Source organism: Pseudomonas sp. P7548 (assembly GCF_013386585.1).
Lineage (GTDB): Bacteria > Pseudomonadota > Gammaproteobacteria > Pseudomonadales > Pseudomonadaceae > Aquipseudomonas.
In genome coordinates this window covers 1-20,520 of record NZ_JACARO010000014.1, presented here as the reverse complement: position 1 = coordinate 20,520, position 20,520 = coordinate 1, and the positions used below count along the sequence as shown (strand labels likewise).

Below are 20,520 nucleotides of genomic sequence, written 5' to 3'. Positions count from 1 at the left end.
AGTCTGGAACGATGCGTATCTCTACAGAGCAATATTTCAGCACCAGCTCCAGCGATTATCAGAAGAACTATTCTGGCGTGGTCGCGGCCCAGAACCAGGCGACGACCGGCGTGCGTGTACAGACCGCCGCGGACGATCCTGTGGCGGCCGCTCAGTTGCTGTTGCTGCAGCAGCAAAAAGACATGTTGGGCCAGTACACCGGCAACATCACCAGCCTGCAAAACTCTCTGACCAACGAAGAGAGCGTGCTGCAGAGCATCAATACCGCCATGCAGACTGCGCAGGGCCTGGCGTTGCAAGCCGGTAACATGCAGCTCAGTAATGATGACCGCAAGGCAATCGCCGCCCAGGTCGGCGCGATTGAGGATCAGGTGTTGGGCTTGCTCAACTCCAAGGATTCCAACGGCAACTACATGTTCTCGGGCACGAAGACCGATACGCCGCCGTATACCCGCAACAATGACGGCACCTACAGCTATCAGGGTGATGAGACGCCGCTGAGCCTGCAAGTGGGCAGCAACCTGTCGATCACCGCAGGCGACACCGGCAAGACGTTGCTGGAGAGTTCTACCAACGCCGGTCGCACCCAGGCGACGGTGATTCCGCCCACGGTCAATGACGGCAAGGTCTCGATCTCGGCGGGCCTGGTCACCTCCGGCACGGCCTACACCAAGAATTTTGCCGATGGCCAGCCTTACAAGCTGACCTTCGCCAGCAGCACCCAATACAGCGTCACCGACAAAGACGGCAACGACGTGACCTCCGAGATCACCGGCAACGGTACGTTCGATGCCACCAAAGAGGGCGCTTCCAGCGTCAACCTGCGTGGGGTCAAGTTCGATATCACCCTGAACCTGGGGTCGAATGTCTCGACGGGCGCGCCTTCCGATGCCTTGGTGGCGGGCAGGGAATTCACGCTGGAAAGCAAGCCGGACAGCTTCAGCGTCTCGCGCACGGCCAGCAATGCGTCGACGGCGCAGTTGACCGGTGGCAGCGTCACGGACCAGGCGGCGTACTCCAGCACCTTCCCGAACTCGGGCGCGGTCATCAAGTTCACCAGCGGCACCGATTACCAGGTGTTCGCCCAGCCCTACAGCGCCAACAGCAAAGCGATTGCCAGCGGCACCATCGCGGCGGGCGCGACGTCGATCACCACGGCCGGCGTCACCTTCGGCATCAGCGGCACGCCGGGGGCGGGCGACCAATTCTCGGTCAGCGCCACCAGCAACAAGAACATGAATGCCCTGGATACCCTGGGCAATTTGCGCAAAGCGCTGCTGACACCGGCCGATGGCGATCAGGTTGCCAAGAACAACCTCAAGGATGTGTTGAACACCTCCGTCGCCAACCTGGGTAACGCCACGGCGCAGATCGACCAGGTACGCGGCTCGATCGGGGCGCGGCAGAACGCCCTGGATGTCCAAAGCCAGGAGAACACCAGCCTGGGTCTGGCCAACACCTCCACCATGTCGTCACTGGCGAACGTGGACATGGGGCAGGCGGCTATCGATCTGACCTTGCAGCAAACCATGCTGCAAGCCTCGCAACTGGCCTTTGTGAAAATCTCCCAGCTGAGCCTGTTCAGCCGCATGTAAAGGGCGCAAAACCAAACGGCCCACCCTGGCGACAGGGTGGGCCGTTGTCGTTTCTGGCGCCAGGAATGTTGCAGGGTTTTGCATAAAGCGCACAAAATTGAGTGACCTGTGAGTCATAAAGCGCATCTTCACTGTATCGTGTGAAAAGGATAAGTCGTCACAGGGTCCTTGCGGGGCGGCTTTCAGCGAGATTTTTACGGGGTTATCCCCTTTATTGTCAGCATCCCCGGCGTAGCCCGAGGGGTGTTCTCCAGCTATTTAGTATTGGGAAGCCACAATGATTGGCATAAAAAGCATCGCCAGTTACGTGCCGGCAGACGGGGTCGACAACTACGCCCAGGGTGCCAAATTCGCCAAGGATGAAGAATTCATCATCGGCAAGATCGGTTCGGCGTTCCTGCCGCGCAAGGATGCTGCGCAGGAAACCTCCGATCTGTGCGTCGAGGCGGTCAACGCCTTGTTTGCCAACAACCCGGAGTTGAAGCGCGAGTCCATCGACGCCGTGATCGTCGTGACCCAGAACGGTGATGAAGAAGGCTTGCCGCATACCGCTGCCATCGTTCAGGACAAGCTGGGCCTGCCGACCCACGTGGCCGCGTTCGACATCTCCCTGGGCTGCTCCGGCTACGTCTACGGGATCTACGCGATGAAGGGCTTCATGGAAGCCACCGGCCTGAAAAACGGCCTGCTGATCACCGCAGACCCGTATTCCAAGATCGTCGATCCGGAAGACCGCAACACCACCATGCTCTTTGGCGATGCCGCCACCGCCACCTGGATGGGCGAAGACGCGCCGTGGTTGCTCGGCAAATCGAAGTTTGGCACCGACGGTTCCGGCGCGCCGCACTTGAAGGTCAGTGATGGCGTGTTTTTCATGAACGGCCGCCAGGTGTTCAACTTTGCCTTGCTCAAGGTGCCGGCACATTTGCACGAGCTGCTCAATGAGTCGGACCTCAAGGCTGATGAGATCGACGCGTTCTGCATCCACCAGGGCAGTGCGGCGATTGTCGACGCCGTGGCCCGACGTTTTGAAGAAGCGCCGGTGGAGAAGTTCATCAAGGACATGGTCGAGACCGGCAACACCGTGTCGTCGAGCATTCCACTGCTGCTGGAAAAGCACATGATGGACGCCGACTGGAAGCGCGTGGCAATCAGCGGATTTGGCGTGGGCCTGTCGTGGGGTTCGGCGATTCTCTATCGCCCGTGATGCCCAAAGCGTGCCGCATACAAAAACGCCCATGATTGAAAAATCATGGGCGTTTTTTATTTGGCGCCAGAAAACCCAGCAATTGCGGGGGTTTGGGCTATCGTAAATGCTTGAATTACAAGGGGTGGCACGGTGCTAGTAAAAATATTCAAAAAAGTCCTCAAGCAACGTGCATTCACGACGATAACTATTACGAAGGTTCTCTAGGCCACACCCGGCGGTTGCCAGGGCCGGAAGCCGCAGTACACCACCCACGAGGATTTCGTCATGGCATTAACAGTAAACACTAACCTTGCTTCGTTGACCGTTCAGAACAACCTGAACAAGGCCTCCGGCGCACTGCAAACTTCCATGCAGCGTCTGTCTTCCGGCCTGCGTATCAACAGCGCCAAAGACGATGCGGCCGGCCTGCAAATCTCCAACCGTCTGACCAGCCAGATCAACGGCCTGGGCGTTGCGATCAAGAACGCCAACGACGGTAGCTCGATTGCTCAGACCGCTGAAGGCGCCATGCAGCAGTCCACCAACATCCTGCAAAGCATGCGTACCCTGGCTCTGCAATCGGCCAACGGCTCGCCAAGCGCTGAAGACCGTAAGTCGAACCAAGCTCAATACGCCGCACTGACTGCGGAATTGACTCGTATCGCTACCACCACCACCTTCGGTGGCAAGAACCTGCTGGACGGTTCTTTCGGTACTACTTCCTTCCAGGTCGGCGCCAACGCCAACCAGACTATCGACATGAGCATCGGTAACGTTGCAGCCAACAACATTGGTTCGCAGCAACTGAAGAGCCAAGGCCTTACTCCAAGCGCAACGGGCGTTGCTGGCGGCGCGATCGCTGTTACCGGCGGTGGCCAATCGAAGAGCGTGACCATCGCTGCTGGCGCTTCGGCCAAGCAGATCGCTGCTCAGATGAACGGCGCTGTAGGCGGCCTGGCTGCTACTGCCAGCACCACTGCTCAGTTCACCGTTGACTCGGCTGCCATCGCTGCTGCAACCCCAGCAAGCGCCAACTTCACCCTGCAAGTCGGCAGCGGTACCGCAGTGCAGTTCACCGGCGTGACCAGCACTTCGGACCTGGCTGACCAGCTGAAGTCCAACGCTGCCAAACTGGGCATCAGCGTTAACTACGATTCGACCACTCAAGCGCTGTCGGTCAAGTCCGACACCGGTGAGAACCTGACCTTCAACGCTGGCGACGCCGGTGCTATCGCAGGCGTCAAGGTTGCTACTCTGGACGGTACAGGTACCGCGGGTACTGCTGTTGCTCTGGCTGCTACTGCCATCATCGCTACCGGTGCAGTTTCCCTGAACTCCTCCAGCAGCTACTCCCTGAGCGGCGCCGGTGTGACGGGCCTGTTCGCAGCAACTGGTACTGCTGCCAACTCCACCAAAACCACCGTTAACAACACCGACATCACCACTGCTGCCAACGCACAGAACTCGATCGACGTGATCACTCAAGCGATCTCCGACATCGACTCCCAGCGTGCTGGCCTGGGTGCTGTTCAAAACCGTTTCGACAACACCGTTGCCAACCTGCAGAGCATTGCAGACAACTCCAGCGCCGCTCGCGGTCAGATCCAGGACGTTGACTACGCTGCTGAAACTGCTCAGTTGACCAAGCAACAAACCCTGCAACAGGCTTCCACTGCGATCCTGTCCCAGGCCAACCAACTGCCGTCCGCTGTACTGAAGCTGCTTCAGTAATAGCCATCGGTAGATGAATGACGGAAGGGCGCGTTTACGTGCCCTTTTGTCTTTTGCGTGATGAGGAGATTGGACATGGACATGAGTGTGAAGTTGAACCTGTCTTATCCTGCAGTGGCGCCGCAGAGCGCACCTGCTCCCGTGAGCAATGACCCGCAGAAGGCCAAGGTCGATCCTGTGCCTGTGGCGGCTCAAACCCAGCAAGACTCGAAACCGTCCGACCTTGAACAGGCGGTCACGGATATTCGCAAATTCGTCCAGGCTGCCCAGCGCAACCTGGATTTTTCGATTGATGACTCCACCCATCAGGTGGTGGTCAAGGTGATTGCGACCGAAAGCGGCGAGGTGATCCGCCAGATCCCTTCGGAAACCGCCTTGAAACTTGCGCAAAGCCTTCATGATGCCAGCAGCTTGTTATTTGACGCCAAAGTCTGAGCTGGCATGAATTTTGTTGCTGTAGCTGCTTTAGGCGTCGTTCGTCAATAAAGCGCCAGCCCCGGATCAGGAGAAAACATCATGGGTGACATATCCATCAGCGGCCCGGTAACGGGCATTGATACCCAGTCGATCGTGACCGCCTTGGTGAACGCTGAGCAGGCGCCGAAGCAATCGCAGATCAACAAGCAGACGCAGACGCAGACCGCCCAGCTATCCTCGATCGGAAAGATTCAAGCGGCACTCGATGCGTTCCGCGGCGCCATGGACAACATGGCCAAGGACGCCAGTATTGGCGGCCTGACGGCGACGACTTCGGATAACAACGTTTCCACTGTCACCCTGGGCGCTGGCGCTTCGGCCGGTAGCTATCAGTTGATCGTGACTCAGCTGGCGACAGCTTCGAAGATCTCCACGCAGAACTATGCCGCTGGGGCCAAGAGTGTGGTCAACAGCGGTACTACCGCAACGACCCTGGAAATTTCCCAGTCGGGTAAAAGCTACGGGGTCAGTGTTGCGCCGGGTGCCACGCTGCAACAGGTGCGTGACTCGATCAACGCGCAGTACAGCAGCGCAGGCCTGAGTGCCAACATCCTGACTGACTCCAACGGTTCACGTCTGGTTGTGACGTCGACCAACACCGGTGCCGGTACAGACATTACCCTGGGCGGCAACAGCGGCCTTCAAGCCAATACCTCGGTCGTCGGCGGCCCGCCGGTCAATGCCAAGTACACCATTGACGGTGCGGCGCAGGAATCCAAGAGCAATACCCTGAGCGACGCGATCTCCGGCGTGAGTATCAAGCTGACGGCGTTGTCGCCGTTGCCGTCGGGCGTTAATGACCCAAGTGCTGCTCGTACGGCCTCAACCATCACCGTCACCCGCAGTAACGACACGCTCAAAAGCTCGGTAAAAGGTTTTGTCGACACCTATAACGCCTTGATGACGGCGATCGGGACCGAGACCAAAGTCACCACAAACGCGGACGGCAGCACGACGCCCTCTGCACTGACCGGCGACGCCACCATGCGCTCGTTGCAGCAGGCGCTGCGCAGTGAGCTGAACGCAATGGGTGGTTCGGGCACGTTGAAGTCCCTGGCTCAATTTGGTGTGAACACCGACTCGACCACCGGCAAGCTGAGCATCGACGACAAAATATTTGGTGCCGCCATTCTCACCAACCCCACCGACATCGGCGGGATCTTCAACGGTGACACGGGCCTGTTGGCGCGCATGAAGTCGGCTACCGACAGCTACGCGTTGAGCAACACCGGCGTGCTGGCTTCGCGCTCGACGACGCTGACCAACAACCTCAAGGATCTGCAAACCCAGCAGGACGACCTGACCGCGCGCATGGCTGCTCTGAAAACCAGCCTGACCGCCAAATACACCACGATGAACAACCTGGTGGCTCAGCTCACCAACCAGCGCTCCAGCGTCATGACCACGCTCAACGCGCTGAACAAGAGCAATTCGGACAGTTGATCCGCCATGAAGCCGCCCGGTGATCCTGCGCCGGGCGCGGCCTTCAGCAGATCGACGGGTTAAAGTTTTTTGTGAGCCCGTCGACATATTAGTCAGAGCCCATCCAATTTTGCTGTTGCCTGTCACGAGGTAGAAACATGAATCCCATGCGAGCCCTTCGCCAATACCAGAAGGTCAATTCCCACGCCCAGGTCTCCGAGGCGAGCCCGCACCGTCTGGTCCAGATGTTGATGGAAGGTGCACTGGATCGCATGGCGCAGGCCAAGGGTGCCATGGCTCGTGGTGATATCGCGCAAAAGGGTCTGCTGCTGGGCAAGGCGATCGACATCCTGATCGGCCTGCGTGACGGCCTCAACCCGGAAAAGACCGATGATCCGGCGGCGTTGCAGCAGTTGGATAACCTGTATGCCTACATGACCACGCGCCTGCTGGAAGCCAACAGCAAAAGCGATGTTGCCATGATTGACGAAGTTGCCGGCCTGATGATTACGCTCAAGGAAGGCTGGGACGGTATTGCACCACTGTAGGCCTGTCGGCCTGAGGATCATGTTATGAGCCACGCCCTGCAACGGATTGACGAGACCCGCGAAGCGTTGGTCGACGCCTTGGCCCAACGTAACTGGGATGCGATCGGCGAACTGGATATGGGCTGTCGTGCAGTGATCGACGAAGCACTGGCCAATGCGCCGGTGGACGAGGATGCCCTGCGGGAAAAGCTGGAAAGCCTGCTGGCGGTTTATCAGCAGTTGCTTGAAGTGACGACCGGCGAGCGCCAGGCGATTTTCGAAGAGATGTCGCAGATCAATCGAGCGGAAAGTGCGTCAAAGGTTTACCATCTGTTCGGCTGAACTGGCTCAGTTAATCCGAATGCGCGTCATAAATTTGACTGCGAGCGATTTTTTGACTTAACTAGTGCTGTTTTCAGATTTCAGACGGTTGTAACGCAGAAAATGCCTACGGCCATCTAGATTGCCCCTACTCGAGGGCATTTGAGTTAACTAGGGAAGTTGCTATTGCATGTGGCGTGAAACCAAAATTCTGCTGATTGATGACGATAGCGTCCGCCGCCGCGATTTAGCGGTGATTTTAAATTTTCTCGGTGAAGAAAATTTACCCTGCGGTAGCCATGATTGGCAGCAGGCGGTCAGCTCATTGTCGTCGAGCCGTGAAATCATTTGTGTGCTGATCGGGACGGTAAACGCTCCTGGCGCAGTTCTGGGCCTGTTAAAGACACTGTCGACCTGGGATGAGTTCCTTCCGGTGTTGCTGATGGGCGATATTTCTTCCATCGACCTGCCGGAAGACCAGCGCCGCCGCGTGCTTTCCACCCTGGAAATGCCGCCCAGCTACAGCAAATTGCTCGACTCCCTGCACCGTGCCCAGGTCTATCGCGAGATGTACGACCAGGCCCGCGAGCGTGGACGTCACCGCGAACCCAACCTGTTCCGCAGCCTTGTCGGCACCAGCCGTGCGATCCAGCACGTGCGCCAGATGATGCAGCAAGTGGCCGACACCGACGCCAGCGTGCTGATCCTCGGCGAGTCTGGCACCGGCAAGGAAGTGGTTGCGCGCAACCTGCACTACCACTCCAAGCGTCGCGACGGGCCTTTTGTGCCGGTCAACTGCGGCGCGATCCCGGCAGAGCTGCTCGAAAGCGAACTGTTCGGCCACGAGAAGGGCGCCTTCACCGGGGCGATCACCAGCCGTGCCGGGCGTTTCGAGCTGGCCAACGGCGGCACGCTGTTCCTTGATGAAATCGGCGACATGCCGCTGCCGATGCAGGTCAAGCTGTTGCGCGTGCTGCAAGAGCGTACCTTCGAGCGCGTGGGCAGCAACAAGACCCAGAGCGTCGACGTGCGCATCATCGCGGCCACCCACAAGAACCTCGAAAGCATGATCGAGGTGGGCAGTTTCCGCGAAGACCTGTACTACCGCCTCAACGTGTTCCCGATCGAAATGGCGCCGCTGCGTGAACGTGTCGAAGACATCCCGCTGCTGATGAACGAACTGATCTCGCGCATGGAACACGAAAAGCGCGGTTCGATCCGTTTCAACTCCGCCGCCATCATGTCCCTGTGCCGTCACGGCTGGCCGGGCAACGTCCGCGAGCTGGCCAACCTGGTGGAGCGCATGGCGATCATGCACCCCTACGGTGTGATCGGCGTGGTCGAGTTGCCGAAGAAATTCCGTTACGTCGACGACGAAGACGAGCAACTGGTCGACAGCCTGCGCAGCGACATGGAAGAGCGCGTGGCCATCAACGGCCATACGCCGGACTTCGGTTCCACCGCCATGCTGCCGCCCGAAGGCCTGGACCTGAAGGACTACCTCGGCAACCTGGAACAAGGCCTGATTCAACAGGCCCTGGACGACGCCAACGGCATTGTCGCCCGTGCCGCCGAGCGCCTGCGCATCCGTCGAACCACCTTGGTGGAGAAGATGCGCAAGTACGGCATGAGCCGCAAAGAAGGTGATGAACAGGCGGATGATTGACGCCTGTTTTCCAAACCGCTGATTCGTCAGCGGTTTTTTTTCGGCACAAGTATTGCTACAGCCCTCGCAACGTTCCGTTTAACTGACGGTCAGCCAAGCGAGAGAGCATGATGCCCCACGCCGCCCAACACTCTTCCAGCCCTGCTATCGCGGGGCTCGTTCCGTCCGTAGAGCAGCAAAGCCGGCAAGGCCTGGAACAGGCCTTTTCGCTGTTCAACCAGATGTCGAGCCAATTGACTGACTCCTACAGCCTGTTGGAAGCCCGGGTTTCCGAGCTCAAGGGTGAACTGGCGGTGGTCAGCGCCCAGCGCATGGAAGAGCTGGCCGAGAAAGAGCGCCTGGCCAACCGTCTGCAGAACCTGTTGTCGTTGTTGCCCGGTGGCGTGATTGTCATCGACGACCAAGGCCGTGTACGCGAAGCCAACCCGGCCGCCTGCGACATGCTTGGCCTGCCGCTGGAAGGCGAGCTGTGGCGCCACGTGATCGCACGCTGCTTTGCGCCGCGCGAAGACGACGGCCATGAAATCTCCCTCAAGGACGGGCGCCGTCTGTCTATAGCCACCCGTTCCCTGGACGCCGAGCCCGGCCAACTGGTGTTGCTCAACGACCTGACTGAAACCCGTCACCTCCAGGACCAGCTGGCGCGCCATGAGCGCTTGTCGTCGCTGGGCCGGATGGTCGCTTCTTTGGCGCATCAGATCCGCACGCCGCTGTCGGCCGCGTTGATCTACGCCAGTCATTTGACTGATGAGCAACTGCCGCCCGCCACCCACCAGCGCTTTGCCGGCCGCCTCAAGGAACGCCTGCATGAGTTGGAGCATCAGGTGCGCGACATGCTGGTGTTTGCCCGAGGCGAATTGCCGCTGACCGATCGTGTCACCCCGGCCGAACTGATGCAGTCGTTGCAGGCCGCCGCCGCCACCCACATCCAGGAGGTCAGCGTGCGTTGGCAGTGCGACAGCCACCTCGGCGAACTGCTGTGCAATCGCGACACGTTGGTCGGCGCGCTGCTCAACCTGATCGAAAACGCCACCCAGGCCAGCGGCCCGGGCGCGCGCCTCAAGGTGCACCTGTATACCCGCGAGCAAACGCTGCGCCTGTGCATCAGTGACAGCGGCAGCGGCATCGACCCGGTGGTCCTGCAGCGCTTGGGCGAACCGTTTTTCACCACCAAGACCAACGGCACCGGCCTCGGCCTGACCGTGGTCAAGGCGGTGGCGCGTGCCCATCAGGGAGAATTGCAGCTGCATTCCCGATTGGGGCGTGGCACCTGTGCATTGATGACCTTGCCGCTGTTTTCAGGCGCGGCAAGCGCGGAGTAAAGGAATATGGCTATCAAGGTTTTGTTGGTGGAAGATGATCGCGCCCTGCGTGAAGCATTGGCTGACACGCTGCTGTTGGCGGGCCATGACTACCGGGCGGTCGGTTCTGCCGAAGAAGCCTTGGAGGCTGTCGAGCAAGAGTCCTTCAGCTTGGTGGTCAGCGACGTGAACATGCCGGGCATGGACGGTCACCAGTTGCTCGGCCTGTTGCGGGCGCGCCAGCCACAGCTGCCGGTGTTGCTGATGACCGCCCACGGTGCGGTGGAGCGGGCAGTGGACGCCATGCGCCAAGGCGCCGCCGATTACCTGGTCAAGCCGTTCGAGCCCAAAGCCTTGATCGAGCTGGTAGCCCGCCACGCGCTCGGCGTGGTGCCGGCCGTCGAGGGCGAAGGCCCGATTGCTTTCGAACCGGCCAGTGCGCAACTGCTGGAGCTGGCGGCCCGCGTGGCCCGCAGTGATTCCACCGTGCTGATTTCCGGTGAGTCCGGCACCGGTAAGGAGGTGCTGGCGCGTTATATCCACCAGCAGTCCAGCCGCGCCAAACAACCGTTCATCGCGATCAACTGCGCGGCCATCCCCGACAACATGCTCGAAGCCACGCTATTCGGTCACGAGAAGGGCTCGTTCACCGGCGCCATCGCGGCCCAGGCCGGCAAGTTCGAACAGGCCGACGGCGGCACCATCCTGCTCGACGAAATTTCTGAAATGCCCCTGGGTCTGCAAGCCAAGCTGCTGCGCGTGTTGCAAGAGCGTGAAGTGGAGCGTGTGGGCGCGCGCAAGCCGATCCAGTTGGACATCCGCGTGGTCGCCACCACCAACCGCGATCTGGCGGGGGAAGTGGCGGCGGGGCGCTTCCGCGAAGATTTGTTCTACCGCCTCTCGGTATTTCCCCTGGCCTGGCGCCCGTTGCGCGAGCGTCCGGCCGATATCATTCCGTTGGCCGAGCGCCTGCTGAACAACCACGTCAAAAAAATGAAGCACGCCCAGGCGCGGCTGTCGGCCGAAGCCCAGGCATGCCTGATCGGCTACCCGTGGCCGGGCAACGTGCGCGAACTGGACAATGCGATCCAGCGCGCACTGATTCTGCAGCAGGGCGGGTTGATCCAGCCCCAGGACTTCTGCCTGGCCATGGGCAGTGGCGCTGCACCGTTGCCGAGCCTGGCGCCTGCGCCGGTCGTCGCCGAAGCCGAGTCTGCCGGTGCCTTGGGGGATGACCTGCGGCGCCGTGAATTCCAGATGATCATCGACACCCTGCGTTCCGAGCGCGGCCGCCGCAAAGAAGCGGCCGAACGCCTGGGCATCAGCCCGCGCACCTTGCGCTACAAGCTGGCGCAGATGCGCGATGCGGGGATGGACGTGGAAGCCTACCTTTTCGCCACCTGACAAAAAGTTAGGCCGACAGGGTTTGTCGCCTTTTCTTACGAGTCGCCACGGATCTGGCACCCTTGTTGCTACCACCCCAGTAACCGCTGCGTAGTGTCAAAAAATTGCGGGTCGTCGGAGAGAGAAGGTCATGAGCCAGGGTATTGAGTTCAATCGGTTGATGTTGGATATGCGCTCCATGCAAATGGATGCCATGGCTCAACCGAAATCCGTCGCGCCAGCGCCGGAATTGGGCCAAAGCAGTTTTGCCGACATGCTCGGTCAGGCAATCAACAAAGTCAGTGACACCCAGCAAGCTTCCAGTCAGTTGGCCACCGCCTTCGAGATCGGCAAGAGCGGCGTGGACCTCACCGATGTGATGGTCGCTTCGCAAAAGGCCAGCGTCTCCTTCCAGGCGTTGACGCAAGTGCGTAACAAGCTGGTTCAGGCTTATCAAGACATCATGCAGATGCCGGTTTAAGGACGAGATTTAAGTCATGGCAGAAGCAGTCGTGGACAACGCACCCGCCAAGGCAGACGGCAAGCCGCCGCTGTTTGGCCTGTCGTTCCTGGAAAACCTCTCCGAAATGACCATGTTGCGTCAGGTGGGCCTGATGGTCGGCCTGGCTGCGAGCGTGGCGATTGGTTTTGCCGTGGTGTTGTGGTCGCAACAACCCGATTACCGGCCGCTGTACGGCAGCCTGGCGGGCATGGATTCCAAGCAGATCATGGAAACCCTCGCCGCCGCCGACATCGCCTACACCGTAGAACCCAATTCTGGCGCGTTGCTGGTCAAGGCCGACGACGTGGCCCGTGCGCGCATGAAGCTGGCCGCTGCGGGCGTGACACCGTCCGATGCCAACATCGGCTTTGAAATCCTCGACAAGGACCAGGGCCTGGGGACCAGCCAGTTCATGGAAGCCACACGCTACCGTCGTGGCCTGGAAGGCGAACTGGCGCGCACCATCTCCAGCCTCAACAACGTCAAGGGCGCCCGCGTGCACCTGGCGATTCCGAAAAGCTCGGTGTTCGTGCGTGACGAACGCAAGCCAAGCGCCTCGGTGTTGGTCGAGCTGTTTGCCGGCCGCTCCCTGGAGCCTGGCCAGGTCCTGGCGATCATCAACCTGGTCGCCACCAGCGTACCGGAGTTGAGCAAGTCGCAAATTACCGTGGTGGACCAGAAGGGCAACCTGCTGTCCGACCAGGCCGAGAACTCTGCACTGACCCAGGCCGGCAAGCAGTTCGACTACAGCCGCCGCATGGAAAGCATGCTCACCCAGCGTGTGCACAACATCCTGCAACCGGTGCTGGGCAATGACCGCTACAAAGCCGAAGTGTCCGCCGACGTGGACTTCAGCGCGGTCGAGTCGACCTCTGAACAGTTCAACCCCGACCAGCCAGCCCTGCGCAGCGAGCAGTCGACCAACGAACAACGCACCGCCAGCAATGGCCCGCAAGGTGTGCCGGGCGCCCTGAGCAACCAGCCGCCGTCGCCGGCTTCGGCGCCGCAGACTACCGGTGGCGCCACCGCTTCGGCCGGTGCGGTACAGCCTGGCCAGCCACTGCTGGACGCCAACGGTCAGCAGATCATGGACCCGGCCACCGGCCAGCCAATGCTCGCGCCGTACCCGTCGGACAAGCGTAACCAGTCGACCAAGAACTTCGAACTCGACCGTTCCATCAGCCACACCAAGCAGCAACAGGGCCGTATCAATCGCCTGTCGGTGTCGGTGGTGGTCGATGACCAGGTCAAGGTCAACCCGGCTGACGGCGCTGTTACCCGTGCGCCGTGGAGTGCCGATGAATTGGCGCGCTTCACCCGCCTGGTGCAGGACGCCGTCGGTTTCGACGCCAGCCGTGGTGACAGCGTCAGCGTGATCAACATGCCGTTCTCCGCCGAGCGTGGCGAAGTGATCGCCGACCCGGCGTTCTACACCCAGCCGTGGTTCTGGGACATCGTCAAGCAAGTGCTGGGGGTGTTGTTCATCCTGGTGCTGGTGTTCGGTGTGCTGCGCCCGGTGCTCAACAACATCACCGGCAATGGCAAGAAACAGCTTGCCCTGGCAGGTGGCGACGTTGAGTTGGGTGGCATGGGCGGCCTGGATGGCGAACTGGCCAACGATCGCGTCAGCCTCGGCGGCCCGCAAAGCATCCTGTTGCCAAGCCCGAGCGAAGGCTATGACGCTCAGCTGAACGCAATCAAGAGTCTGGTGGCAGAAGACCCGGGCCGTGTGGCCCAGGTCGTGAAAGAGTGGATCAACGCAGATGAGTGATAATCGAGCCGCTGTTGCCAAGCTCACCAAGGTCGACAAAGCCGCTGTATTGCTGCTGTCCCTGGGTGAAACCGACGCCGCCCAAGTGCTGCGCCACATGGGCCCCAAAGAGGTTCAACGGGTGGGCGTGGCCATGGCGCAGATGCGCAATGTGCACCGCGAGCAAGTCGAGCAGGTGATGAGCGAGTTCGTCGAGATCGTCGGCGACCAGACCAGCCTGGGCGTCGGCTCCGACAGCTACATCCGCAAGATGCTCACCTCGGCCCTGGGTGAAGACAAGGCCAACGGCCTGATCGACCGCATTCTGCTGGGTGGCAACACCAGCGGCCTGGACAGCCTCAAGTGGATGGAACCGCGCGCCGTGGCCGACGTGATCCGCTACGAGCACCCGCAGATCCAGGCCATCGTGGTGGCATACCTCGACCCGGACCAGGCCGGCGAAGTGCTCGGCCATTTCGACCACAAGGTGCGCCTGGACATCATCCTGCGCGTCTCGTCGTTGAACACCGTGCAACCGGCGGCGCTGAAAGAACTGAACACCATTCTGGAGAAGCAGTTCTCCGGCAACTCGAACGCGTCGCGCACCACCTTGGGCGGTATCAAGCGTGCGGCCGACATCATGAACTTCCTCGACAGCTCGGTCGAAGGCCAGTTGATGGACTCGATCCGCGAGATCGACGACACCTTGTCCACCCAGATCGAAGACCTCATGTTCGTGTTCAACAACCTCTCCGACGTCGACGACCGTGGCATCCAGGCGCTGCTGCGCGAGGTGTCCTCGGACGTGCTGGTGCTGGCCCTCAAGGGTTCGGACGAAAACGTCAAAGAAAAGATCTTCAAGAACATGTCCAAGCGTGCCTCGGAACTGTTGCGCGACGACCTGGAAGCCAAAGGCCCGGTGCGCGTCAGCGACGTGGAAACCGCGCAGAAAGAAATCCTCACCATTGCCCGCCGTATGGCCGAAGCCGGAGAAATCGTTCTCGGCGGGAAGGGCGGCGAAGAAATGATCTAAGGCGCCCCTGATGTCGAACAAAGATGAGGCGCCCAGCGATCTGATTCGCGCGCGGGATGTCGGCGGGTTCGACATCTGGTCGTTGCCCAGCTTCGATCCCCATGTGCCCGAGCCTGAGCCTGAGCCGGAGCCAGAACTGCCGGTGGAGTCCGAGGAAGTGCCGCTGGACGAAGTCCAGCCACTGACCCTCGAAGAGGTGGAGGCCATCCGTCAGGAGGCTTACAACGAAGGCTTCGCTGCCGGTGAAAAGGACGGCTTTCGCAGCACCACCCTCAAGGTCCGCCAGGAAGCCGAGGCCGCGCTGAGCGTCAAGTTGGCCAGCCTGGAGCGCTTGATGGGCACGCTGTTCGACCCGATTGCCGAGCAGGATTCGCAGATCGAAAAAGCCATGGTCGGCTTGGTGGAGCATATTGCCCGCCAAGTCATCCAGCGCGAACTGGTGCTGGATTCCAGCCATATCGAAAGCGTGATGCGCGAAGCCCTCAAGCTGCTGCCCCTGGGGGTCGGCAATGTGCGCTTGTACATCAACCCCCAGGATTTCGAACAGGTCAAAGCCCTGCGCGAGCGCCATGAAGAAACCTGGCGCATCGTCGAAGACGCCTCGCTGCAGCCCGGTGGTTGCCGCGTCGAGACCGAGCACAGCCGCATCGATGCCACGGTGGAAACCCGCATCAGCCAGATCATGGCCAAGCTGTTCGATCAACTTCATGAACAGGCCCTGCACCCGGCCGAGCCTGACCTGAGCGTTGAGCTGGACGCCCCCGATGCGCCTTGATCGCACCAGTTTCGCCAAGCGCCTGGGCGGTTATGCCGAGGCCACCGAGCTGCCCGGCCAGCCGATCCTCGAAGGGCGCCTGTTGCGCATGGTCGGCCTGACCCTCGAAGCCGAGGGCCTGCGCGCCGCCATGGGCAGCCGCTGCATGGTGATCAACGACGACAGCTATCACCCTGTGCAAGTCGAAGCCGAGGTGATGGGTTTTTCCGGCAGCAAGATTTTCCTGATGCCCGTGGGCAGCCTGGCGGGCATTGCTCCCGGTGCGCGCGTGGTGCCCTTGGCTGACACCGGCCGCCTGCCCATGGGCATGAGCATGCTCGGCCGCGTGCTTGATGGCGCTGGCCGTGCGCTGGACGGCAAGGGCGGTATGAAGGCCGAAGACTGGGTGCCGATGGACGGCCCCACCATTAACCCGCTCAACCGCAACCCCATCAGCGTGCCGCTGGACGTGGGCATCCGCAGCATCAACGGATTGTTGACGGTCGGCCGTGGCCAGCGTTTGGGTCTGTTCGCCGGTACCGGCGTGGGTAAGTCGGTGTTGCTGGGCATGATGACCCGCTTTACCGAGGCCGACATCATTGTGGTGGGGCTGATCGGCGAGCGGGGTCGTGAGGTGAAGGAGTTCATCGAGCACAGCCTGGGTGAAGAAGGCCTCAAGCGCTCGGTGGTCGTGGCCTCACCAGCGGACGATGCGCCGCTGATGCGTCTGCGCGCGGCCATGTACTGCACGCGCATCGCCGAATATTTTCGCGACAAGGGCAAGAACGTCCTGTTGCTGATGGACTCGCTCACCCGTTTCGCCCAGGCCCAGCGGGAAATCGCCTTGGCCATCGGCGAGCCGCCCGCTACCAAGGGCTATCCACCGTCGGTCTTCGCCAAGCTGCCCAAGCTGGTGGAGCGTGCCGGTAACGCCGAGGCCGGGGGCGGCTCGATCACCGCGTTCTATACCGTATTGTCTGAAGGCGACGACCAGCAGGACCCGATTGCCGACTCGGCGCGGGGCGTGTTGGACGGCCATATCGTGCTGTCGCGGCGCCTGGCTGAAGAAGGGCACTACCCGGCCATCGATATCGAAGCCTCCATCAGCCGGGTGATGCCGGCCGTGGTTACGCCGGAACACATGACCCGTGCCCAGCACTTCAAGCAATTGTGGTCGCGTTACCAGCAGAGCCGCGACTTGATCAGCGTCGGCGCCTACGTGGCCGGGGGGGATCGCGAGACCGACTTGGCGATTGCCCTGCAACCGCAGTTGGTGACCTACTTGCGCCAAGGCCTCAACGACAAGATCAGCATGGGCGAGAGCGAAGCGCACCTGGGTACGATCTTCGCCCCGGCGCCCGGCGGCTAAGCCATGGCCAGCACCCGTTCGTCGCGTCTGGCCCCGGTGGTGGACATGGCCGAAAAGGCCGAGAAAACCGCTGTGCAACGCCTGGGGTATTTCCAGGGGCAGGTCCGCCTGGCCGAAAGCAAGTTGGGCGACCTGGAGCGTTTTCGCAGCGAATACCAGCAGCAATGGATCGAGCGCGGCAGTAAGGGGGTGTCCGGCCAGTGGTTGATGGGCTACCAGGGCTTTCTCAACCAGCTGGAAACCGCCGTCGGCCAGCAGCGCCAAAGCCTGGCCTGGCACCAGAACAACCTCGATAAAGCCCGTGAAAGCTGGCAAGCCGCGTTCGCCCGCGTCGAGGGCCTGCGCAAATTGGTGCAGCGCTACATCGACGAAGCCCGCGCCATCGAAGACAAGCGCGAGCAGAAGCTGCTCGACGAACTCTCCCAGCGCCTCCCGCGCCAATCCCAATTCTGAACTCCACCCCCGCATAACTGTAGGCGCCGGCTTGCCGGCGATAACGGTTTACCAGGCGCTGATGAGCCCGCCGATAGGCCGCCATCGCCGGTAAGCCGGCGCCTACAGTTGAGGTGGGGTGTTGCTCAGATGCGGTTCGCCTGCTAAACCTTGTGTCATTGCCAATGACAAGGAGCAGTCGCATGTCAGTCGAATCAGAAGTATCCCTGGACGGGAAGAAGTTGACGATCGCGATCAAGGGGCGGTTCGACTTCGGCAGCCACCAGACGTTTCGGGATGCCTACGAGCGCTTCTACAAAGTGCCGGAGCTGTACGTCGTCGACTTGAAAGAAACCACCTACATGGACAGCTCCGCGCTGGGCATGCTCCTGCTGCTGCGTGATCACGCGGGTGGGGATGAGTCGGAAGTGCGGGTGGTCAACAGCAATTCCGATGTGCGCAAGATCCTCGCCATTTCCAACTTCGACAAGCTGTTCGACATCAGTTGAGCACCCTGGCCCCCGTCCCGGAACCGCTCACGATCCTGATCGCCGAAGACAGCGCCACCGATCTGCTGTTGCTGTCGACGATTGTGCGGCGCCAGGGCCACCAGGTGCTCACGGCCACCAATGGCGCTGAAGCCGTCGAGGTCTTCACCCGTGAGCGCCCGCAACTGGTGTTGATGGATGCGCTGATGCCGGTGATGGACGGCTTCGAGGCGGCGCGCCGGATCAAGCAGTTGGCAGGCGAAGAGTTGGTGCCGCTGATTTTCCTGACCTCCCTGCGCGAAAGCGAAGCCCTGGCCCGTTGCCTGGATGCGGGGGGTGATGACTTCCTGCCCAAACCCTATAACCAGCTGATTCTCGCCGCGAAGATCAACGCCATGGACCGCCTGCGGCGGTTGCAAGCCACGGTCCTGCAGCAGCGCGACCTGATCGCCAAGCACCATGACTATCTCCTGCACGAGCAGCGGGTGGCCAAGGCGGTGTTCGACAAGGTGGCGCACTCGGGCTGCATCAATGCCGCGCCCAACATCCGCTACCTGCAATCGCCCTATGCGCTGTTCAACGGTGATCTGTTGCTGGCGGCCTACACGCCGTCCGGTGACATGCACGTATTGCTCGGCGACTTCACCGGCCACGGCTTGCCGGCAGCCGTCGGCGCCATGCCCTTGGCTGAAGTGTTCTACGGCATGACGGCCAAGGGTTACGGCCTGGCGCAGACCTTGCGGGAGATGAACGCCAAGCTCAAGCGCATCCTGCCGGTGGACATGTTCTGCTGCGCCACGCTGTTATGCCTGAGCACCCAGCGGCGGGTGGTGGAGGTATGGAACGGCGGCATGCCCGAAGGCTATGTGCATGAAGTCGCCACCGGCAAGCGTACGCCGCTTGAATCGCGGCATTTGCCGTTGGGGGTGTTGTCGGCACAAGCGTTTGATGACAGCACCGAGGTGTGGCCCATGGCGTTGGGCGACCGGGTGTTTTTGCTGTCTGACGGCGTGCTGGATACCGCTGACGCCAATGACCAACTGTTTGGCGTCGAGCGCCTGCAACAGGTATTTGCCGCCAACCGCGAGCCCGACCGGTTGTTCGAGGACATCGAGCAGGCGTTGGCCGCGTTTCGCGGTGAAGTGCGCGATGACGTCAGTCTGGTCGAGATCACCTTGCAGCCCGGCCAGTCGTTGCGCACAGCGCAACCGCTGTATGCCGACAGCGGCCAGTCGTGCCCGCTGGACTGGTCGGTCAGTTTCGAATTCCGTGGGCAGACCCTCAAAAGCTACAACCCGTTGCCGTATTTGTTGCAACTGTTACTGGAGATTCATGGCTTGCGTGAGCAGAGCGGGGCGCTCTACAGCGTCATGGCCGAGCTGTATTCCAATGCGCTGGAGCATGGCGTGCTGGGCCTGGATTCGCGGCTCAAGCGTGATGCCGAGGGGTTCGCCCACTACTATCGCCAGCGCAACGAACGGCTGGCGCAACTGAGCAGCGGTTATGTGCGCGTGCATGTGCAGGTGGTGCCGACCGACACCGGTGGCAAGATGTTGTTGCGCCTCGAAGACAGCGGCCCCGGGTTCGACGTGGAACAGATGCTGGCCCGGCCGTTGGACGTTGACCGTCTGTCTGGCCGGGGGTTGAGCCTGGTGCGTCAATTGAGCAGCAATGTACGCTGGTCTGACGGTGGGCGCAGTGTGTGCGTGGAGTTTTGCTGGGGGGCTCTGGCATAATCCGCCGATTCTTGATCAAGGAGCGAGCAAGTGGCTGAGATTCATCTGGACCCGGACGTGCTCTCGGGTTTGCAGGAAGTCATGGAAGGCGAGTACCCCAAGTTGCTCGATACCTTTCTTGATGATTCGCAAAAACGTGTCGAAGCGCTGCGCAAGGCGCGCGACGATGCCAAGGCGTTGGGGCGGATTGCCCATAGCTTCAAGGGCAGCAGCGGCAACCTTGGGGCGGTGCGGTTGGCGCAGTTGTGCCAGCGGCTGGAGGTTGAGTCGGCGGGGGCTGCGGCGAACCTTGGGGATTTGGTGGATCAGATTGATCATGAGTTTGCTTTGGTTCGGCCGCTTTATGAGTCGGAGCGGGGGCGGTTTGGGGTTTGACTCTGTGTGTATATCCATTTCTTCGGTAACGGCTGAAATTGGTTCCGCTCTTACAGCGGGTCACTTTCGAAAAGCGCGAAAGTAACCAAAGCGCTCTTGCCCCAACACTCGNNGTGTGCCCTCACTCCGGCTTTGGATCGTGGGCCGCCGCGATGGGCCATCCTTGGCCCAGCGCGGCTAACCCGGCGTCCTGCCGGGTTACCCACGCTCCAAAGCCTGCGTTCGGCCAGCGTGTTTGACGGGGCGCCCCAGATCAAAATCAAAAGCAAGAGCACGGCGGCCTAGTAGCCGACCTGAGTGGTGAGGATCAAAGGCGAAGAACTATCGCTGGTTTGATTGGGTTTGTCGGGTGTATCAAGGTGTATGACGCGACGCCATCACTGTGGGAGCTGGCTTGCCTGCGATGGCATCTATGCGGTGTACCTGATTCACCGAGGTGTCTGCATCGCCGGCAAGCCAGCTCCTACAC

General features: G+C 60.9%; 19 protein-coding genes. All 19 read left to right on the top strand.

Annotation, left to right across the window (positions count from 1 at the left end; genetic code table 11):
- Window positions 1–11 precede the first annotated feature (11 nt).
- The 19 genes from HX803_RS07145 to HX803_RS07055 all read left to right on the top strand — a co-directional run bounded on the left by HX803_RS07145 (window position 12) and on the right by HX803_RS07055 (window position 20,051).
- Window positions 12–1,595 carry a flagellar hook-associated protein 3 gene (locus HX803_RS07145; RefSeq protein WP_178919800.1) on the top strand — a complete coding sequence of 528 codons (1,584 nt, stop codon included), beginning with the start codon at window positions 12–14 and terminating at the stop codon, window positions 1,593–1,595.
- A gap of 277 nt (window positions 1,596–1,872) precedes the next feature.
- Window positions 1,873–2,802 (top strand): ketoacyl-ACP synthase III, encoded by a 930-nt coding sequence (locus HX803_RS07140; protein ID WP_178919799.1) that lies wholly within the window; start codon window positions 1,873–1,875, stop codon window positions 2,800–2,802.
- A gap of 267 nt (window positions 2,803–3,069) precedes the next feature.
- On the top strand, window positions 3,070–4,515 hold the full coding sequence (locus HX803_RS07135) for a flagellin (protein WP_176996198.1): 1,446 nt from the start codon (window positions 3,070–3,072) through the stop codon (window positions 4,513–4,515).
- A gap of 75 nt (window positions 4,516–4,590) precedes the next feature.
- A complete protein-coding gene (locus HX803_RS07130) occupies window positions 4,591–4,950 on the top strand; it encodes a flagellar protein FlaG (RefSeq protein WP_178919798.1) in 360 nt (119 codons plus the stop codon).
- Between the two features lie 81 nt (window positions 4,951–5,031).
- On the top strand, window positions 5,032–6,435 hold the full coding sequence (gene fliD / locus HX803_RS07125; RefSeq protein WP_178919797.1) for a flagellar filament capping protein FliD: 1,404 nt from the start codon (window positions 5,032–5,034) through the stop codon (window positions 6,433–6,435).
- Between the two features lie 137 nt (window positions 6,436–6,572).
- Window positions 6,573–6,962 (top strand): flagellar export chaperone FliS, encoded by a 390-nt coding sequence (fliS, locus tag HX803_RS07120; RefSeq protein WP_176996195.1) that lies wholly within the window; start codon window positions 6,573–6,575, stop codon window positions 6,960–6,962.
- 24 nt (window positions 6,963–6,986) lie between these two features.
- On the top strand, window positions 6,987–7,283 hold the full coding sequence (locus tag HX803_RS07115) for a flagellar protein FliT (protein ID WP_176996194.1): 297 nt from the start codon (window positions 6,987–6,989) through the stop codon (window positions 7,281–7,283).
- Window positions 7,284–7,452: 169 nt separating this feature from the next.
- Complete coding sequence (locus tag HX803_RS07110) at window positions 7,453–8,928, top strand: sigma-54 dependent transcriptional regulator (protein WP_135310053.1); 1,476 nt, start codon at window positions 7,453–7,455, stop codon at window positions 8,926–8,928.
- Between the two features lie 110 nt (window positions 8,929–9,038).
- Window positions 9,039–10,250, top strand: coding sequence for a PAS domain-containing sensor histidine kinase (locus HX803_RS07105; protein WP_218646972.1), 1,212 nt, complete (start codon window positions 9,039–9,041; stop codon window positions 10,248–10,250).
- Window positions 10,251–10,256: 6 nt separating this feature from the next.
- Window positions 10,257–11,633, top strand: coding sequence for a sigma-54 dependent transcriptional regulator (locus HX803_RS07100; RefSeq protein WP_178919796.1), 1,377 nt, complete (start codon window positions 10,257–10,259; stop codon window positions 11,631–11,633).
- 130 nt (window positions 11,634–11,763) lie between these two features.
- Window positions 11,764–12,093: a flagellar hook-basal body complex protein FliE gene (gene fliE, locus HX803_RS07095; RefSeq protein WP_017134937.1), complete on the top strand. Its 330-nt coding sequence runs from the start codon at window positions 11,764–11,766 to the stop codon at window positions 12,091–12,093.
- 16 nt (window positions 12,094–12,109) lie between these two features.
- Entirely contained in the window at window positions 12,110–13,885 is a 1,776-nt protein-coding gene (fliF, locus tag HX803_RS07090; RefSeq protein ID WP_178919795.1) for a flagellar basal-body MS-ring/collar protein FliF, read from the top strand.
- Window positions 13,878–14,897, top strand: coding sequence for a flagellar motor switch protein FliG (gene fliG / locus HX803_RS07085; protein ID WP_016972027.1), 1,020 nt, complete (start codon window positions 13,878–13,880; stop codon window positions 14,895–14,897). Before fliF ends, fliG begins: the two co-directional genes overlap by 8 nt.
- A gap of 10 nt (window positions 14,898–14,907) precedes the next feature.
- Entirely contained in the window at window positions 14,908–15,672 is a 765-nt protein-coding gene (fliH, locus tag HX803_RS07080; protein WP_178919794.1) for a flagellar assembly protein FliH, read from the top strand.
- Window positions 15,662–17,020 (top strand): flagellar protein export ATPase FliI, encoded by a 1,359-nt coding sequence (fliI, locus tag HX803_RS07075; RefSeq protein ID WP_178919793.1) that lies wholly within the window; start codon window positions 15,662–15,664, stop codon window positions 17,018–17,020. The genes fliH and fliI overlap by 11 nt, the downstream gene beginning before the upstream one ends.
- Window positions 17,021–17,023: 3 nt before the next feature.
- Window positions 17,024–17,473: a flagellar export protein FliJ gene (fliJ, locus tag HX803_RS07070; RefSeq protein ID WP_065909807.1), complete on the top strand. Its 450-nt coding sequence runs from the start codon at window positions 17,024–17,026 to the stop codon at window positions 17,471–17,473.
- Between the two features lie 182 nt (window positions 17,474–17,655).
- Window positions 17,656–17,961: an STAS domain-containing protein gene (locus HX803_RS07065; protein WP_178919792.1), complete on the top strand. Its 306-nt coding sequence runs from the start codon at window positions 17,656–17,658 to the stop codon at window positions 17,959–17,961.
- Entirely contained in the window at window positions 17,958–19,676 is a 1,719-nt protein-coding gene (locus HX803_RS07060) for a fused response regulator/phosphatase (protein WP_178919791.1), read from the top strand. Before HX803_RS07065 ends, HX803_RS07060 begins: the two co-directional genes overlap by 4 nt.
- Window positions 19,677–19,706: 30 nt before the next feature.
- The gene (locus HX803_RS07055; RefSeq protein WP_178919790.1) at window positions 19,707–20,051 is read left to right on the top strand and encodes an Hpt domain-containing protein; all 345 of its coding nucleotides are present in this window, start codon (window positions 19,707–19,709) and stop codon (window positions 20,049–20,051) included.
- Window positions 20,052–20,520 lie beyond the last annotated feature (469 nt).

Excerpts from the sequence above, each read along its gene's own strand:
- HX803_RS07110 (WP_135310053.1), top strand. The coding sequence starts at position 7,453 with ATGTGGCGTGAAACCAAAATTCTGCTGATTGATGACGATAGCGTCCGC.
- HX803_RS07105 (WP_218646972.1), top strand. The coding sequence starts at position 9,039 with ATGCCCCACGCCGCCCAACACTCTTCCAGCCCTGCTATCGCGGGGCTC.
- fliH (WP_178919794.1), top strand. The coding sequence starts at position 14,908 with ATGTCGAACAAAGATGAGGCGCCCAGCGATCTGATTCGCGCGCGGGAT.
- fliI (WP_178919793.1), top strand. The coding sequence starts at position 15,662 with ATGCGCCTTGATCGCACCAGTTTCGCCAAGCGCCTGGGCGGTTATGCC.
- HX803_RS07135 (WP_176996198.1), top strand. The coding sequence starts at position 3,070 with ATGGCATTAACAGTAAACACTAACCTTGCTTCGTTGACCGTTCAGAAC.
- fliS (WP_176996195.1), top strand. The coding sequence starts at position 6,573 with ATGAATCCCATGCGAGCCCTTCGCCAATACCAGAAGGTCAATTCCCAC.
- fliD (WP_178919797.1), top strand. The coding sequence starts at position 5,032 with ATGGGTGACATATCCATCAGCGGCCCGGTAACGGGCATTGATACCCAG.
- HX803_RS07140 (WP_178919799.1), top strand. The coding sequence starts at position 1,873 with ATGATTGGCATAAAAAGCATCGCCAGTTACGTGCCGGCAGACGGGGTC.
- fliG (WP_016972027.1), top strand. The coding sequence starts at position 13,878 with ATGAGTGATAATCGAGCCGCTGTTGCCAAGCTCACCAAGGTCGACAAA.
- fliF (WP_178919795.1), top strand. The coding sequence starts at position 12,110 with ATGGCAGAAGCAGTCGTGGACAACGCACCCGCCAAGGCAGACGGCAAG.
- HX803_RS07100 (WP_178919796.1), top strand. The coding sequence starts at position 10,257 with ATGGCTATCAAGGTTTTGTTGGTGGAAGATGATCGCGCCCTGCGTGAA.
- HX803_RS07145 (WP_178919800.1), top strand. The coding sequence starts at position 12 with ATGCGTATCTCTACAGAGCAATATTTCAGCACCAGCTCCAGCGATTAT.
- HX803_RS07065 (WP_178919792.1), top strand. The coding sequence starts at position 17,656 with ATGTCAGTCGAATCAGAAGTATCCCTGGACGGGAAGAAGTTGACGATC.
- HX803_RS07115 (WP_176996194.1), top strand. The coding sequence starts at position 6,987 with ATGAGCCACGCCCTGCAACGGATTGACGAGACCCGCGAAGCGTTGGTC.
- HX803_RS07130 (WP_178919798.1), top strand. The coding sequence starts at position 4,591 with ATGGACATGAGTGTGAAGTTGAACCTGTCTTATCCTGCAGTGGCGCCG.
- fliE (WP_017134937.1), top strand. The coding sequence starts at position 11,764 with ATGAGCCAGGGTATTGAGTTCAATCGGTTGATGTTGGATATGCGCTCC.
- fliJ (WP_065909807.1), top strand. The coding sequence starts at position 17,024 with ATGGCCAGCACCCGTTCGTCGCGTCTGGCCCCGGTGGTGGACATGGCC.